Raw genomic sequence first — 14,307 nt, forward strand, 5'->3', positions numbered from 1 at the left:
TAGCTCACATCCGTTCTGACGTCGATTGAGTGTTGAATTACTTAAGATCCAACTCATTGTTATTAGATTTAGCTTTGGTAACCTTTTAGGATGTCTTCAATTATGATTTTCAGAGATGTGATGCTTGCTGAAGTGATGTACCAAGCATCGGCATCAACAAAAACGACGTTGTCGTTTTTCCATGCTTTGGTTTGACGGAGTAGTGGGTTTGCTAAGTGTTCCGCATCAATGACAGGCTTTCCTTCCATTACTGCTGTTCGATCAATGATGTAAAGAATGTCTGGATCAGCTTGGCTAATGAACTCGCTAGAAATTGGCTGACCATGCAAACCTGTCTCCACTTTTTCACTCGCTGGTTTTACCCCCAGAACATCGAAAACGAAGCCATAACGAGACTCAACGCCAAATGAGCTGAAAGCACCATTGTTATGCATGACAACCAAAGCTTTTTCAGAACGCTCTTTCGTAACAGCGCGCACTTCTGCGACTTTTGCATCGATTTCGGCAACTTTCTGTTGGGCTAGCTCCTGCTTTTCAAAGATCTCACCAAGCTCTACAAGGTGTTTCTTAATGGTATCGACGTGATGGTCACGACTATTACGGTAGTTGATGTCAAAATGTAAAGTCGGAGCGAGTTGAGAGAGTTCTTCATACTGATTAGCATGTAGCGGAGTCATCAATACGAGATCTGGTTTTAGGGCATAGATCCTTTCCATATTAGGCTGAACTATCGCACCAAGATCCGCTATCTCAGGTGTGTCTTTGTATTTCGCTAGAAAGTGAGGAACAAAGTCTTTCACCATTCCTGAGATTGGAACATTTAGCTGATCTAAAAAGTCCACTTCGTTCATATCTAATGCTGCCACTCGTTGAGGGCGATGAGAAATAGTAGTTGCTCCGAGATTGTGTTCAATCACGATGAGCTTTTCTAATGGCTGAGTATCTTCAATTTTAATTATTTCCGGCTCGCAACCTGATAAGGTTCCTAGAGCGCAGCAAGCAAGCGCGATACTCAAACGTAGGGGGCTCTTAAACATGGGGTATTTCCTTTTTGTCAGTGAGTTGTCTTTAAACAGGCGAGTAACAGTTTTCATATTTGGCTTCTTGTTCTTATCGTGATGGCTAGGAAATATCCCCCACAAAGGACATTCACCAAAATAGAGACGGTGGTTTTAAAGTTAAATAAGTGCTCTACCAGAAGTTGACCAGACAAGAACATGACAATTGCAATAGCACAAGCAACGAGCAATATGTGTCTGTAGTTCGGTGCGCTAGTAACGGAATAAGCAATATTGGCAATAAAAATTCCCATAAAAGCCGTTGGGCCAATCAAGCTCGTCGAAATTGCTACTAAAATGGCGATTACAGCAAAGAACTTTGGTACATATTGCTTATCATTTAGTCCTAATGACATCGCTTGGTCTCGACCTAGACCTATCACATCTAGCTCGCGTGACCATCTGTTAGCAAAGAGTGCCAAAACGCTTAACGCAATACTGGAAAAAAGTAACGTAGAAGGTTTCGCTCGCTCAAACGAGGTATAGCTGAGCCCTTGAAGGATAGAGAATTCTCCAGGGCTTATTCTGAGCTGGATAAATTGAGCAAGAGTTGTCAGCACCATTGTCAAAACAAAGCCAATCAGCAGAACTTGGTGCATGTCATGTTTAAATCTATTGAGTACCCAAGATTGAATCGCTAAGGAATACAACAGAATGAGTATTGCAGAGACAGCGAAATTACCGACAACACCTAATGTAGCAATGCCAGAAGTGCCCCCTAGTAATAAGAGTAGGGTTTGCCAAACCAGATAAACCGACTCATATCCCATAATGGATGGCGTAAGAATACGATTACCAGCTAAAGCTTGGAAAATAACAGCAGAGATGGCCACGCAGCTGCCCCCAATAACTATGGCACCAAGTTTAATCAGCCTCTTAGGGATGACGTAATCAAAATCCCACCCAGAGCTTGTAAAGATAAAGGCGATAGACAGTATGCAAACGAGTATAATGCTCACTCGCATGTTTGAGTAATGTGATCTCATACTCGTGCTCCTTTCAAAAGAAACACAAGAAACATGACTCCCCCGATAGCACTGGCTGTTAATCCAATTGGGACTTCAAAAGGAAAGGCAACAACTCTGCCTATGACATCGCAAAAAATAAGTAACGAAGCGCCGCCTAGTGCAACGATTGGTAGGGTGTTTTTAAGGTGATCGCCATATTTTAGTGCGACTAGGTTAGGTATGACTAAACCGATAAAATGAATGGCACCTACGGTCACCACTGTTATAGCAACTGTCACGGAAACTAGCATTAGACCCAAGGCGGCAGTGAACGCAATATTAATTCCTAAGTTGGACGCAACATCTTCGCCCATTCCCATCACAGTAAACTTATGTGCATATAAGTAAGTCAGTAGGGTGATGGGTAAAATCAAGAAAATTATTTCATAGTGTTCTTGGACCACTTTGGAGAAATCTCCCATTAACCAACCGGACATACTCTGTAAGATGTTGTTTTGATAAGCATAAAACTCCGCTATAGCACTTAGTACACTACCAAACATAAGCCCAATCACAGGTATTAACGCAGAGTTACTGAATTTAATTTTTCGTACGATGGCAATGTAGATAAGGCCAGCGGCGAAGCAAAATAGTACGGCGAAGAGCATACGTTCAAGCTTGTCTGAGGATGGAAGCATGACGATAGATACCAAAATACCGAGCTTTGCCGCATCGATACCGCCTGTGGTGCCCGGCTCAACAAAACGATTTCTAACAATATGTTGAAGAATAACACCACATATTGCGAGACCAGATCCGGTAAGAATTAGTGCGATTAGCCTTGGTAATCTGCTAGCAGTAATCGGTAGCCAAGCTTTGTCATCCATGGTCAGCAATAACGACCAATCTAGTTGGTTTGCGCCGACGAAAATTGAAGTTAAGCACAGTATAAAAAACAGGCTTACTACGTGAATACTCATACAGAATCTGCCCCAAAATAAAGTGAGTTTCTCTTAACTTATGACTTGGGGATGGAATACGAATAATGAATATCTATTCGCATATAGGTTCTAAATTCCAACAAAACATAACCAAGTTATTTTTTATAAACATTAAGGTCACAATCCAGCCCTCAAAGTATCACTAGGCCATACCTAAAAATTCAACGTGCTGATTTAGCTTTAAAACTGGATTAACTAGCAAAAGAAAAGTGCCGCTTTCAATGCAAAGAGAAAGAGGTTCTCGATTTAAAATTAAAATACAAATGATAATTATTTTCATTATATCTTTGTTTTTTCGGTTAAGCAATGAGGTTCATATGTGTTTCTCTAAAAAGATCAATCGCGTATAAAAAACAAGGCAATGGCTAATGCATGTGCTTTTGGGTAAGTGATTAAAAAATAAAGCCAAAGAGCATTAAGCTTTCTTATTGTTTAAGGATGTTTTTCGCTTCAGAAGCTCGTTGGTTGAGGTTTGATTTAAATGGTATGACGATAGTTTGTTCAGGAAGAGGAGTTAGTAGTGACGATGATGTCTAGATGTCGTTTGTATTTTAGGATTTATTAGATACCGCATTAAAATAGCGTCATAAAGTCGTGATGCTTCGCATCTTCAGTGTTAGCGATGTTAATGCGGTAATTTCTAATAAACTAGCGGATTAATGTCTCAACTTGCTTTTGGAGCAAAGTAAAGCTGATTCACAATTCAAAGACATCGTCAGTTGCTTTATTGTTAACCTGTGTTATTCGAGCTTACTTAGTACGTAATTCAAACCACCAACTACGGCTGCAACTTGCGCATCGTTGCATTCTTCGTCGGTCACCGTTGGGCTGTCTGGGTACACTTCCGTTGTCGTGCCGTAAACGCAATTTGTTACGCCGCCACACAGGCCCAGTTTTACCATTGGGTAGTTGATAACGCCAAACTGTACGACGGGTGAACCAATGATTTCGCCGTTTTCATCTGCTGGTGCAATGTGAGTCACTTTTGCAACTGACTCAATGACCGCTTTTTGGAAGTCAGGCTGAGGGTTTTCACTATCTCCCACCGTGTAAAAGCCATCTGGGATCATACCTTCAATGTACTCAATACCATCACGAGCAGCTAAGGCTGGACGGAACTCAGTTTCGTCAGAATCTGTCGTTTCATGTAGATCAATGTGCATTAACACATCGCCTAAAGTTGCAACTAGCTTTATGAGGTTAGCGGATTCTTCGGCAGGACTATCCTTATAGAAAGAGCGGTTTGGATCAATCGCGTTTGGATTCCAGCGGTTGATCACCTCGTAACCCCAAGGGCTTACGCAGGGGGCAACGACAATATTGAAATGCTCTGCATAGCGCTCTGCTTCCGTTTCTACAAACTTTAATGCGCCATGTACACCGCTGGTTTCGTAACCGTGCACGCCGCCTGTGACCAACACAGCAGGTTTAGTTGAATCCCAATTGCGTGTTTTGATACAAAACAGAGGGAAGCGTGCCTCGTTGTATGAGAGCGCACCATATTGTTCAACATCAAAACGCTCGCGTAGGGCATCGATTTTACTGACGACTTCATCTTGGTAGCTACGTTTTACTTCTTGCGTTGCTAACCAAGCTTTACGTTCTTCTTCGTTCCAAGGTTGGCCAGGAGTACCGATCGGGTAAATGTATCCACTTTTCATCTATACTTTTTCTTTTGACTGCTGAAAGGTATCACAAGACTAGACCTGTCTTATCTTTACGGCAATATAAAACACCATTTGGGGTGGTATTCTTTGCAAAATCATCACTTTGATGAGTGATTCATTGGTGTTACATTTTGTTACTTACTCAATTTCATATAAGAGACCAAAAATGGCTGGAGCAAGTTTACTCACACTGCTGGACGATATTGCCACGGTGCTTGATGATGTCGCCTTAATGTCAAAAATGGCGGCAAAGAAAACCGCAGGGGTGTTGGGAGATGATCTAGCGTTAAACGCTCAACAAGTGTCTGGTGTTGCATCTGAGCGAGAGATTCCAGTGGTTTGGGCGGTTGCAAAAGGCTCATTCAAAAATAAATTGATTTTAGTTCCTTCAGCTTTACTTATTAGCGCGATTATTCCATGGCTTATCATGCCATTATTGCTAATTGGCGGCTTATTTCTCTGCTTTGAAGGGGCAGAGAAAGTACTTGAGAAAGTGTTTCCTCACTCGCATCCGCACGAAGAAAAAGAGGAGCTAGTTAATACTGGCGAGTCGATAGAAGAGTATGAAAAGCGTAAAGTTTCTGGTGCGATTCGAACAGACTTTATCCTTTCAGCAGAGATCATCGTGATTGCGTTAGGTACCGTGACAGGAGCCAGTCTTGTTACGCAAATTTTAGTTGTCAGTTTAATTGCAGTGATTATGACGGTTGGAGTTTATGGACTAGTCGCTGGGATTGTGAAGCTAGATGATTTAGGCCTTTACCTTGAAAGTCGCTCAAACGGTAAAGGTTGGGTGGCGAAAGTCGGAGGGGCCTTGGTCGCTTTTGCACCAAAGTTGATGAAGTTGTTAACCATTGTAGGAACTGCTGCGATGTTTTTGGTGGGTGGAGGAATTGTGGTGCACAACGTGCCAGCCATTCATCACTTTGTAGAGCCGATTATTATGAACTTTAGTGGTCATTCGGTTGCTACAGCCATTTTGCCTATTTTATTGAACGGTATTATCGGCTTTGTGGCGGGGTTGGTTGTGGTTGCGGTATGGACGATGGTTGAAAAGCTTCGTGGTCAATAATCACATCTAAAACATGAGACGATAATAACAAGGGTCATGACTTCTTTTTACAAAAAGCATGACCCTGTTTTATAGGTGAAATGTCAGTAAAGTACTTACTTCACTTTCCACTCGATCTGTTCATTTGCTCGAATAGGCACAACGATATCATTGCCAAATGGCATCGTTTCTGGCACATCCCAAGCGGATTTTTCTAACGTTACCGTATCTGTGTTACGTGCAATGCCGTAAAAATCAGGACCGTTGAAGCTTGCGAAAGCTTCCAAGTTTTCCAACTTGTCTTCTTTTTCGAAGACTTCTGCATAAAGCTCTAGCGCTGCGTGTGCAGTGTAAGAACCAGCACAACCGCAAGCCGATTCTTTTGCCCCTTTCGCATGTGGCGCTGAGTCTGTACCTAGGAAAAACTTCTTGCTACCACTAGTTGCTGCTTCGATCAGCGCTTGCTGGTGGGTTCCGCGCTTAAGAATTGGCAAACAGTAGAAATGAGGTTTAATACCACCCACAAGCATGTGGTTACGGTTGAAAAGAAGGTGGTGGGCAGTGATGGTAGCCGCTACGTTGTCTGAGGCGTTGTTAACGAAGTTTGCTGCGTCGGCGGTGGTGATATGTTCTAGAACGATTTTAAGATTAGGGAAGTCATTGACGATAGGAGCGAGGACAGTATCAAGGAATTCTTTCTCTCGGTCGAAGATATCAACATCGTGATGTGTTACTTCGCCATGAACCAGAAGTAACATTCCGACTTCTTCCATCGCTTCTAAAACGTGATAAATGTTCTTCGCATTGGTCACACCGGAATCTGAGTTTGTGGTAGCGCCTGCAGGATAAAGCTTGGCAGCAACAATGTTTCCGGTGGCTTTAGCCTTACGTATTTCGTCTGGTGTCGTGTTATCTGTAAGGTAAAGCGCCATTAAAGGCTCAAACTGTTCGCCATGTTGCTCTTTAATAATTCGGTCACGGTAGGCTAGGGCGAGCTCAGTTGTAGTAACAGGTGGGACGGTATTTGGCATAATCAGCGCACGGCCATTGTAGCGGCTGATGTCGCGAACGGTGTCTTTAAGAACTTCCCCATCGCGTAAGTGAACGTGCCAGTCGTCAGGACGAGTGATAGTCAGTGTTGTCATTAATTGCTCCCACCATTGAAAAGTTGTCTGATTGGAGCCTAAGCGCCGTATTTGCTTTTGAGCAAACGCTTGCGCTTAGGCGACAGGATGATAGAGGAATTGCCCTCATATTTCATCCCATTTTTCAATTTTATAAAGAGTGAGAGTGTAAGTGGTTACTTCATTGTTAACCAAAGCGCGTGGATCGTACCTGGTAGAAAGAAGAAACACGTCAATATTAGATTAATCAAAAAGTCTTTATTTAGACCTTTCTCCATAAACACCGCGACAGGCGGAAGAAAGATACATAACAAAATCAGAACCAGTTTTCTTGTATCCATAATTAAGCTCCAAATCGATAAATGGGAGTAGTGATAACTTGGGTGAATTATGTGTGTCGTATCACACTTTATCAAACGGTATTTGGTCAGAACGGTGTTAAAAAACGCGAATATTGAGTGTAGTAAATACTTGTCACTAAAACCAAATTTATAAGAATATGGTTTCGAGAAAGTTGAAATGGATGAAGAGGCAGCAGACTCTGCAACTTAATGTGATTTGAGTATACAATACCGCAACAAATAAAAAACACCCGTAGGAAGAAGGCTATGTCGCAACCCGTTTTATCCCAAATTAATGTTTTTCCGGTTAAGTCAGTTGGCGGATTATCGCTGTCGTCCGTATGGGTTGAGAAGCAAGGATTGAGCTTCGATCGTCGCTTTATGATTGCGAAAGCTGATGGCTCGATGATCACTGCGCGAAAGTATCCGCAAATGGTAACCATTAAGTCTGCCTTATTGTCCGATGGAGTGGTGTTTAGTAGTTTGGGTATGGAGCCACTTAAAATCCGTTACCAAGATTTCAAAATGCAGGAGACACCTGCAACGGTTTGGAAAGATACGTTTACTGCCTATACCACGACAGATGATGCAGATGACTGGTTTAGTCGTGTGTTGGGGCAGCGCGTTGAGTTGTTGTTTAGTGGTGAGCAATCGAATCGTGTCCGTGAAAAGCTAGGTCAAAACGTCAGTTTTGCTGATGGTTATCCGGTTTTAGTGATCAGCCAAGCTTCACTTGATGAGCTGAACCGAAGAAGTTCAGAGCTACACTCAATGGATCAGTTTCGTACTAACTTAGTTGTCTCTGATACTAAGCCATTTGAAGAAGATTCATGGAAGCGCATACGAATCGGTGAGGTAGAGTTTGAGTCTCTCAAACCTTGCGAGCGCTGTATCCTGACTACGGTGAATACCCAAAGAGGCACATTCCGTGAGAGCAAAGAGCCGCTCAAAACCTTGCAACAGTTCCGTGCAAACGATGTCGGTGGTGTGTTCTTTGGCCAGAATCTTGTCGCGCGAAATGAAGGCATTATTCGTCAAGGCGATAAAGTTGAAGTATTGGAGTACAAAGAGCCGGAGTTTTACGCAGATAACTCGCCAGTGCGCATGAAGCTTACATGTGTTGAGCGTGAAGAAATTGCCCAAGACTTTGTGACCTTATGGTTAGAGCCAAACAAAGGTTCGTTGCCTAATTACTTGCCAGGACAACACCTGCCAATAGAGGTGAATATTGATGGTAAGAAAGTGGGTCGACGCTATACCTTATCGTCCAGTCCTTCTCGCCCGGGTCGTTATGCTATTTCTGTAAAGCGTATCGCGGGTGGAAGAGTCTCTAACTCACTCTTAGACAACTTACAAGTCGGTGATGTTTTAGAGGCAGAACAACCTGACGGTCAGTTCCACCTTAAAACGCATGAAGCGCAGCCTCTGCTGTTACTCTCTGCGGGTAGCGGAGTAACACCAATGTTATCAATGGTGCGTTACTTAGCGGATCACAATCAGTTGGATAATGTGGTTTTCTACCATCAATGTCGCACCGAGAATGATATTCCTTGTCGCTCAGAGTTGGAGCAGTTAAAGCGTGAGCACCCAGGGCTAGAAGTAAAAGTCTGTTTAACGCAACCTGCTGTTGATTGGTTTGGTTTGAAAGGGCGTTTAAGTTTGTCACACATTAAGCAAATCAAAGATGTTGAACAGCGGCAGGTGTTTGTGTGTGGCCCGGATGGCTTTATGGATAAAGCAAAAAGTCTTCTACTAAGAAAAGGGCTGCCAGAGGAAAACTACCATCAAGAAGCGTTTGGAGTTTCTTCTCTTACGTCAAAGCCAGAGAAGAGTCTCGCTATTGACTTTAATGGAACTAAATTCGTAGGCAACAACCAAAAAACGTTGTTAGATCAGCTCGAAGATGCTGGGAAGGTCATCAGCAATAGCTGTCGTGCAGGCTTATGTGGTGCCTGTAAAGTTCAGCTTACGTCGGGTCAAGTACATCATCCAGACGTGCCTGCGTTGACAGATGAGGAACGTGCAATGGGAACCGTATTGGCGTGTTGTGCTGTGCCAGAGACGGACGTAACAGTAACCAACTAGGCGAGAGCACCTTTTTCCTTCGACAAAAACTGTTCCTAGACAAAAAAACGCTGCTATTTTTAGCAGCGTTTTGAGTTTTAAAGAGAGCTGAAAATATCGCTTAGTCGTAAATCGTCGGGATTGGCTGGCGTTTGTGCTGCGTTGCTTTGTAAATCGCTACCAGACGGTCACTCACTTGCTGTGGAACAGGTTTGCCCTCTAAGAAGTCGTCGATTTGCTCGTAAGTTAGGCTTAGGGCATCTTCGTCTGCTTTCTGTGGAGCAAGCTCTTCTAAGTCTGCCGTTGGCACTTTCTTCACTAGTTGCTCAGGTGCACCCAATGTAGCAGCCACTTCACGAACTTGGCGTTTACTTAATCCGAACAATGGTGCCATGTCACAAGCGCCATCACCAAATTTAGTGTAGAAACCAGTGATGTTTTCTGCTGAGTGATCAGTACCAAGAACAAGGCCGCCTACGTAGCCCGCGATCTCGTATTGAGCAACCATGCGAGCACGCGCTTTTACATTGCCTTTTACGAAGTCGACTTTTGCTGCATCAGTTGGTAGAAGGTCTGTGCCTTCTAATGCAACGTGAGAAGCCGAATGAAGCCCGTCAACACCTGCTTTGATGTTCACCGATACAGAATGGGTTGGCTGGATAAAAGACAGAGCGAGCTGAGCCTCATCTTCATCTTTTTGCTCCCCGTAAGGCAGGCGAACTGCGATAAATTGGTAGCTATTGTTGCCCGCTTCTTCGTTTAGTTGGTCTACAGCCAACTGAGCTAAACGACCACATGTCGTTGAGTCAACGCCACCGCTGATGCCAAGAACAAGAGACTTACAGCCCGCTTCTTGCAATTTACGCTTAATAAAAGCGACACGGCGTTCAATTTCAAAATGCGGATCAATTGAAGGGAGTACGCGCATTTCGTCACGGATGGATTGTTCCATTTAGGGTTCCTTTTCCTGCAAATATTTCAGACTCTAAAGCACATTTGCTCAAATGGTGATAAACCATACAGTTGAGGCTCATTAAATGCGACTTTAGGGTCAAAAGCTGTAAAGATTAGTAGTATCATACCGAAATCATCAGATTAGAAAACTCTCTTCAACCAGGTAATCACCGGATATGAAAAAAATCGCCATTTTTGGTAGTGCATTTAACCCACCTAGTTTAGGGCATAAAAGTGTTATTGAGTCTTTGAGCCACTTTGATCTTGTGCTACTTGAGCCAAGCATTGCACACGCTTGGGGCAAGAACATGCTTGATTACCCAACTCGGTGCAAAATGGTTGATGTGTTCATCAAGGATATGGGGCTTTCTAATGTTCAGCGTTCTGATGCAGAGCAAGCTTTATACCAACCTGGACAAAGTGTGACGACCTATGCGTTGTTAGAAAAAATTCAAGAAATCTACCCAACTGCCGATATAACTTTTGTCATTGGTCCTGATAATTTCTTCAAATTTGCTAAATTTAGTAGAGCTGAAGAGATTACGGAACGTTGGACTGTTATGGCATGTCCTGAAAAAGTAAAAGTCAGAAGCACGGATATTCGCAAAGCATTGGCCGAGGGTGAAGAGATCGGCGCCTATACAACACCTTCCGTACGTGATTTATTACTTAGTAAAGGCTTATACAGAGAAACATTGTCTGGGAACTGAGAGGTCAGATTTTCATGGTCAGAGTCGTTTTATTTAGTGCATGTGCGCTGCTTGTGGTGACACAAGCTCATTCCGCGTGTAACTATTTTTCTGATCGTTCCGTGGTGTTTGAAGATAACACGCTTCCTATCTGTGAAGAAATTTTAGATTCCATCGGCGTGTTAAGTACTGAAGCATTGATTTGGTATGCAGCGGAAGCGAAGCTTGAAGGACCAACAGAAAACTATTGGGAGGAGTGGGCGATTAAGCCGGAAGAGACCCCACTTCTAACTCAAAACTTAGAAAAGAATTACTTTGGTCTTGGTTTTTGGATGCCGGAAGAGCTCCGAGACGAAGAGAGTAAAATGGATACAGAAGAGTGGCTTCGTAGTCACGGGTTGATGTTCAGCGTTGGTTTTGGTGATAAATCAGACGGACAGCCAAGAATGCGGTTTGATTATCGTTGGCACGAATATTATGACGCTGACTGGATGATGCAGATAGAAGTACCTTTCTAGACATCTCAAGCAAATGAAAAAAGGGCGTACATTATCAATGTACGCCCTTTTTGTTTTAATCTACTTTCTGTGTCCGTAATGCTGAAGACGTAGCTTGTTGAAGAGCAAGTTATAGCGCTTCTCCAAAGACTAAAAAGCAAAGCTGTTCATATTCTTCGGTGTTACCAGCAAAAAGAGAGTCAACAATTTGCTCTTCCTTCTTCCCCGACAGTTTCATTTTTCTTGCTTCACGTAGTGTTAGTACCAAGCAAAGCTCTTTAGAAATATTCATGTCACAGCCAGGAGTCCATTGATTGATGGTTCTCGTTAACGTTGAGTGCGCTAGTTTAGGAGACAGCGTCAATACTTCATGTCTTACTACTGTCAGTAGATCGGTTTGCAGATCCGAGCGTTCGGCAGTTGTTGCTAGCTTCTCGACGAGCGCTTTTAGTAGCGGTGAAGGCTTCACAAAGCCCGCCTGTTGTGAGAAGTCGTCATTTAAACGCACAGAAAAATCACAACGATATACACGAGAATTAGGTAAAAAGGTGAGGGAGCTCAAACATCCTTGAGGAATCCAAAAATATTGGCCTGGTTCAATGGCATACTCCTGCTTACCCAATTTAATGACGGCTAACCCTTCGATGACAGATAGTAGACTGTGCTTCAGTGCTTTTTTACGCGCAGCTACATCAAGAAAGGGGTATTTAGCGTCGTGAAATTCAATTGCGTAGTTCATTATGAGTACCAGTGTTTTTTGGCGCTAAGGGTAACGTTAAACCCATACGATTCCAACCTGCTGAGAGAATTTTTTAGCATGATAAATGGTGGCTTAACTGGTATGACCATGTTAAAAGTATGGGTTGAAATGCTGCTTGTCAGCAAAACTACGCGTAAAATGTGCCAGCTTTTTTTGATATGTAATGAACAATGACAGCCAATACCGATCCTTATATTGAAATTCGTCCTTACAACGACGAAGAAATTCCAGCAGCGCTGGATCGTCTAATCCAAGATGATGAATTTATCACTGCTATCCTAGAACATCGCTTTGCTAATAAAGCAGCGTGGTTCAAAACGCTAATGAGCCCGATCCTGCGAATCTACCTGAAAGCCAAGTGGAGCAAGCTTGATTCTGTCGAAGCAATTCAGATTGAAGTGAAGAAGTATCTGAAAGATACATTGAATAAGACAACGGATGGCGTCACTTTTTCTGGTTTGGATAAGCTGGATAAAAACACGTCATACCTATTCGTTTCTAACCACCGTGATATTGCGATGGACCCTGCGCTCGTAAATTATGGCTTGTACCAAAGTGGGCACCGTACAGTTCGTATAGCGATTGGCGATAACCTGCTGAAGAAGCCATGTGCGACAGAATTGATGCGACTCAATAAGAGCTTCATCGTTAAGCGCTCTGCTAAAGCGCCTAGAGAAATGATGAAAGCATTGGGACAACTGTCAAGCTATATCAAACATTCGCTTGATACTGGCAATTCAATTTGGATTGCCCAAAAGGAAGGTCGTGCTAAAGATGGAAACGACTTTACTGATCCTGCGATTTTAAAAATGTTCCATGTTGAAGGTCGTAAACAAAAAATCAGTTTTGGTGAGTACACGCGTTCTTTGAAAATCGTTCCTGTCTCAATTGCCTATGAAAATGATCCATGTGACATTGCCAAAGCAAAAGAGCTGTACGAAAAAGCAGAAAATGGCCGCTATGAAAAAGGCGAATTTGAAGATATCGAAAGTATCATTCAAGGTATCGTTGGTTATAAAGGCCGTGTACATGTTGCGTTTGGTGATGTGATTGAGCAAGAGTTTGAAACGCCGGAATCTCTTGCTGCTGAAATCGACCGCCAAATTCACAACAACTACAAGTTGTACCCAATCAACTTGTTAGCTGCTGGGCATGAAGATTCGAGCATCATTACGGAAGCGGTTAAGCGTCATCTCGCGGATAAGTTGGATCAGCTACCTGAAGGCGCAAGACCTTATTTGGTGGCGAGCTATGCTAATCCTGTGAATAACCAAGAGTAACCTTCGTCACTGAACTCTGTTGATTCAGAATGCCTTAAAGCCTCGGTCTGCCGGGGCTTTTGTTTATCTGCTCATTAAGGTGCGACGGCGCCGCCAAGGGTTAAATTGCTGGGCCATTTGGTGATCCTGTTACCACCTAAATAGATATTCCCTTTCACCGTCATTGTGTCTGGAAATACTTTCAGCGCTGATCCTCCAATATAAAGATTACCATCAACCACCAATCCTTCAGGAAGATCAGAAATGGGAGTGCGAATAACACTTAGATCACCTTTTACTCGAAGTTTAGCTGGAAGCGCTTTTAGCGGTGTATCTGTCAGATTTAGGTAACCGCCTAGTTTGATGCCTTTAGGCCAGTTTTCGATCTTACTACCTAGTAGGTTTGCATAGCCTTTTATCTTTGTTCCTGAGCGAATAACTTTGAGTGCGCTGTTAGTTGCTTCCAGACTGCCTTCAACATCAAGCCCTTTGGGCAAGGTTTTGATAGGGGTTTGTGAGATGTTTAAGTTGCCCTTGACCACTAGGCCAGAGGGTAGTTGGGTGTAAGGCTTGTTTCTAAGATCAAGATTGCCGTAATTATCGATGTGACCAAACTTAGAATAGTAATCTAGCTCATATGCCAAAGGAGACGAGCAGAGTAGGATTGAAGTAAGGCATAGGGAAACAAAACGCATAGTCAAAGAGTTAGTTAAATACCGAGATCAACAGGTGCTTATCTTATACTTAAATAAACCTATTATGCATTTTTTGCTCACAGTTTTTGATTCATAACTTAAATATTCAAATTAGAGATACACGTTAAAAGTGTGCGCTTCTTTACTGAGCTAAGTAACTTCAAGCTTACTAAAATGAGATAAATTAAATGATTGAATGT

Annotated in this window: 14 protein-coding genes; 5 read left to right on the forward strand and 9 right to left on the reverse strand. The window is 42.9% G+C overall.

What is annotated here, in order from left to right:
- Positions 1-68 precede the first annotated feature (68 nt).
- The 4 genes from R7E38_RS13100 to R7E38_RS13115 all read right to left on the reverse strand — a co-directional run bounded on the left by R7E38_RS13100 (position 69) and on the right by R7E38_RS13115 (position 4,667).
- The gene (locus R7E38_RS13100) at positions 69-1,037 is read right to left on the reverse strand and encodes a siderophore ABC transporter substrate-binding protein (protein ID WP_104976460.1); all 969 of its coding nucleotides are present in this window, start codon (positions 1,035-1,037) and stop codon (positions 69-71) included.
- Positions 1,038-1,090: 53 nt separating this feature from the next.
- Positions 1,091-2,044 carry an iron chelate uptake ABC transporter family permease subunit gene (locus R7E38_RS13105; protein WP_053307879.1) on the reverse strand — a complete coding sequence of 318 codons (954 nt, stop codon included), beginning with the start codon at positions 2,042-2,044 and terminating at the stop codon, positions 1,091-1,093.
- Complete coding sequence (locus tag R7E38_RS13110) at positions 2,041-2,985, reverse strand: ABC transporter permease (protein ID WP_033906772.1); 945 nt, start codon at positions 2,983-2,985, stop codon at positions 2,041-2,043. Before R7E38_RS13110 ends, R7E38_RS13105 begins: the two co-directional genes overlap by 4 nt.
- Positions 2,986-3,746: 761 nt before the next feature.
- Entirely contained in the window at positions 3,747-4,667 is a 921-nt protein-coding gene (locus tag R7E38_RS13115) for a M14 family metallocarboxypeptidase (protein ID WP_205391395.1), read from the reverse strand.
- Positions 4,668-4,839: 172 nt separating this feature from the next.
- Here R7E38_RS13115 and R7E38_RS13120 point away from each other — a divergent pair, with 172 nt between their 5' ends.
- Positions 4,840-5,745: a DUF808 domain-containing protein gene (locus R7E38_RS13120; RefSeq protein WP_017821242.1), complete on the forward strand. Its 906-nt coding sequence runs from the start codon at positions 4,840-4,842 to the stop codon at positions 5,743-5,745.
- Positions 5,746-5,840: 95 nt separating this feature from the next.
- Here the strand turns inward: R7E38_RS13120 and pyrC are convergent, their stop codons facing one another.
- Both pyrC and R7E38_RS13130 read right to left on the reverse strand, forming a co-directional pair.
- Positions 5,841-6,869: a dihydroorotase gene (pyrC, locus tag R7E38_RS13125; protein ID WP_064369668.1), complete on the reverse strand. Its 1,029-nt coding sequence runs from the start codon at positions 6,867-6,869 to the stop codon at positions 5,841-5,843.
- A gap of 155 nt (positions 6,870-7,024) precedes the next feature.
- Positions 7,025-7,189, reverse strand: coding sequence for a YqaE/Pmp3 family membrane protein (locus tag R7E38_RS13130; RefSeq protein ID WP_005375297.1), 165 nt, complete (start codon positions 7,187-7,189; stop codon positions 7,025-7,027).
- 267 nt (positions 7,190-7,456) lie between these two features.
- On the opposite strand from R7E38_RS13130, the gene R7E38_RS13135 reads away from it, so the two are divergent.
- Positions 7,457-9,274: a hybrid-cluster NAD(P)-dependent oxidoreductase gene (locus R7E38_RS13135; RefSeq protein WP_054574459.1), complete on the forward strand. Its 1,818-nt coding sequence runs from the start codon at positions 7,457-7,459 to the stop codon at positions 9,272-9,274.
- Between the two features lie 100 nt (positions 9,275-9,374).
- On the opposite strand, the gene nadE is transcribed toward R7E38_RS13135, so the two are convergent.
- A complete protein-coding gene (gene nadE / locus R7E38_RS13140) occupies positions 9,375-10,205 on the reverse strand; it encodes an ammonia-dependent NAD(+) synthetase (protein ID WP_005375299.1) in 831 nt (276 codons plus the stop codon).
- A gap of 178 nt (positions 10,206-10,383) precedes the next feature.
- On the opposite strand from nadE, the gene R7E38_RS13145 reads away from it, so the two are divergent.
- Entirely contained in the window at positions 10,384-10,917 is a 534-nt protein-coding gene (locus tag R7E38_RS13145; protein WP_065275432.1) for a nicotinate-nicotinamide nucleotide adenylyltransferase, read from the forward strand.
- Between the two features lie 14 nt (positions 10,918-10,931).
- Positions 10,932-11,414, forward strand: coding sequence for a hypothetical protein (locus R7E38_RS13150; RefSeq protein WP_005375301.1), 483 nt, complete (start codon positions 10,932-10,934; stop codon positions 11,412-11,414).
- 109 nt (positions 11,415-11,523) lie between these two features.
- On the opposite strand, the gene R7E38_RS13155 is transcribed toward R7E38_RS13150, so the two are convergent.
- On the reverse strand, positions 11,524-12,132 hold the full coding sequence (locus R7E38_RS13155) for a hypothetical protein (RefSeq protein WP_005375302.1): 609 nt from the start codon (positions 12,130-12,132) through the stop codon (positions 11,524-11,526).
- Positions 12,133-12,323: 191 nt separating this feature from the next.
- Here R7E38_RS13155 and R7E38_RS13160 point away from each other — a divergent pair, with 191 nt between their 5' ends.
- Positions 12,324-13,433, forward strand: coding sequence for a 1-acyl-sn-glycerol-3-phosphate acyltransferase (locus R7E38_RS13160; RefSeq protein ID WP_203345615.1), 1,110 nt, complete (start codon positions 12,324-12,326; stop codon positions 13,431-13,433).
- A gap of 74 nt (positions 13,434-13,507) precedes the next feature.
- On the opposite strand, the gene R7E38_RS13165 is transcribed toward R7E38_RS13160, so the two are convergent.
- Positions 13,508-14,107, reverse strand: a complete 600-nt coding sequence (locus tag R7E38_RS13165) for a hypothetical protein (RefSeq protein ID WP_005375305.1) — start codon at positions 14,105-14,107, stop codon at positions 13,508-13,510.
- Positions 14,108-14,307 lie beyond the last annotated feature (200 nt).

It is taken from the genome of Vibrio sp. Vb2131 (assembly GCF_033338535.1).
GTDB lineage: Bacteria > Pseudomonadota > Gammaproteobacteria > Enterobacterales > Vibrionaceae > Vibrio > Vibrio alginolyticus.

Bases quoted from the DNA above. Each gene is read 5' to 3' on its own strand.
- R7E38_RS13100 (WP_104976460.1), bottom strand. From the start codon at position 1,037: ATGTTTAAGAGCCCCCTACGTTTGAGTATCGCGCTTGCTTGCTGCGCT.
- R7E38_RS13105 (WP_053307879.1), bottom strand. From the start codon at position 2,044: ATGAGATCACATTACTCAAACATGCGAGTGAGCATTATACTCGTTTGC.
- R7E38_RS13110 (WP_033906772.1), bottom strand. From the start codon at position 2,985: ATGAGTATTCACGTAGTAAGCCTGTTTTTTATACTGTGCTTAACTTCA.
- R7E38_RS13115 (WP_205391395.1), bottom strand. From the start codon at position 4,667: ATGAAAAGTGGATACATTTACCCGATCGGTACTCCTGGCCAACCTTGG.
- R7E38_RS13120 (WP_017821242.1), top strand. From the start codon at position 4,840: ATGGCTGGAGCAAGTTTACTCACACTGCTGGACGATATTGCCACGGTG.
- pyrC (WP_064369668.1), bottom strand. From the start codon at position 6,869: ATGACAACACTGACTATCACTCGTCCTGACGACTGGCACGTTCACTTA.
- R7E38_RS13130 (WP_005375297.1), bottom strand. From the start codon at position 7,189: ATGGATACAAGAAAACTGGTTCTGATTTTGTTATGTATCTTTCTTCCG.
- R7E38_RS13135 (WP_054574459.1), top strand. From the start codon at position 7,457: ATGTCGCAACCCGTTTTATCCCAAATTAATGTTTTTCCGGTTAAGTCA.
- nadE (WP_005375299.1), bottom strand. From the start codon at position 10,205: ATGGAACAATCCATCCGTGACGAAATGCGCGTACTCCCTTCAATTGAT.
- R7E38_RS13145 (WP_065275432.1), top strand. From the start codon at position 10,384: ATGAAAAAAATCGCCATTTTTGGTAGTGCATTTAACCCACCTAGTTTA.
- R7E38_RS13150 (WP_005375301.1), top strand. From the start codon at position 10,932: ATGGTCAGAGTCGTTTTATTTAGTGCATGTGCGCTGCTTGTGGTGACA.
- R7E38_RS13155 (WP_005375302.1), bottom strand. From the start codon at position 12,132: ATGAACTACGCAATTGAATTTCACGACGCTAAATACCCCTTTCTTGAT.
- R7E38_RS13160 (WP_203345615.1), top strand. From the start codon at position 12,324: ATGACAGCCAATACCGATCCTTATATTGAAATTCGTCCTTACAACGAC.
- R7E38_RS13165 (WP_005375305.1), bottom strand. From the start codon at position 14,107: ATGCGTTTTGTTTCCCTATGCCTTACTTCAATCCTACTCTGCTCGTCT.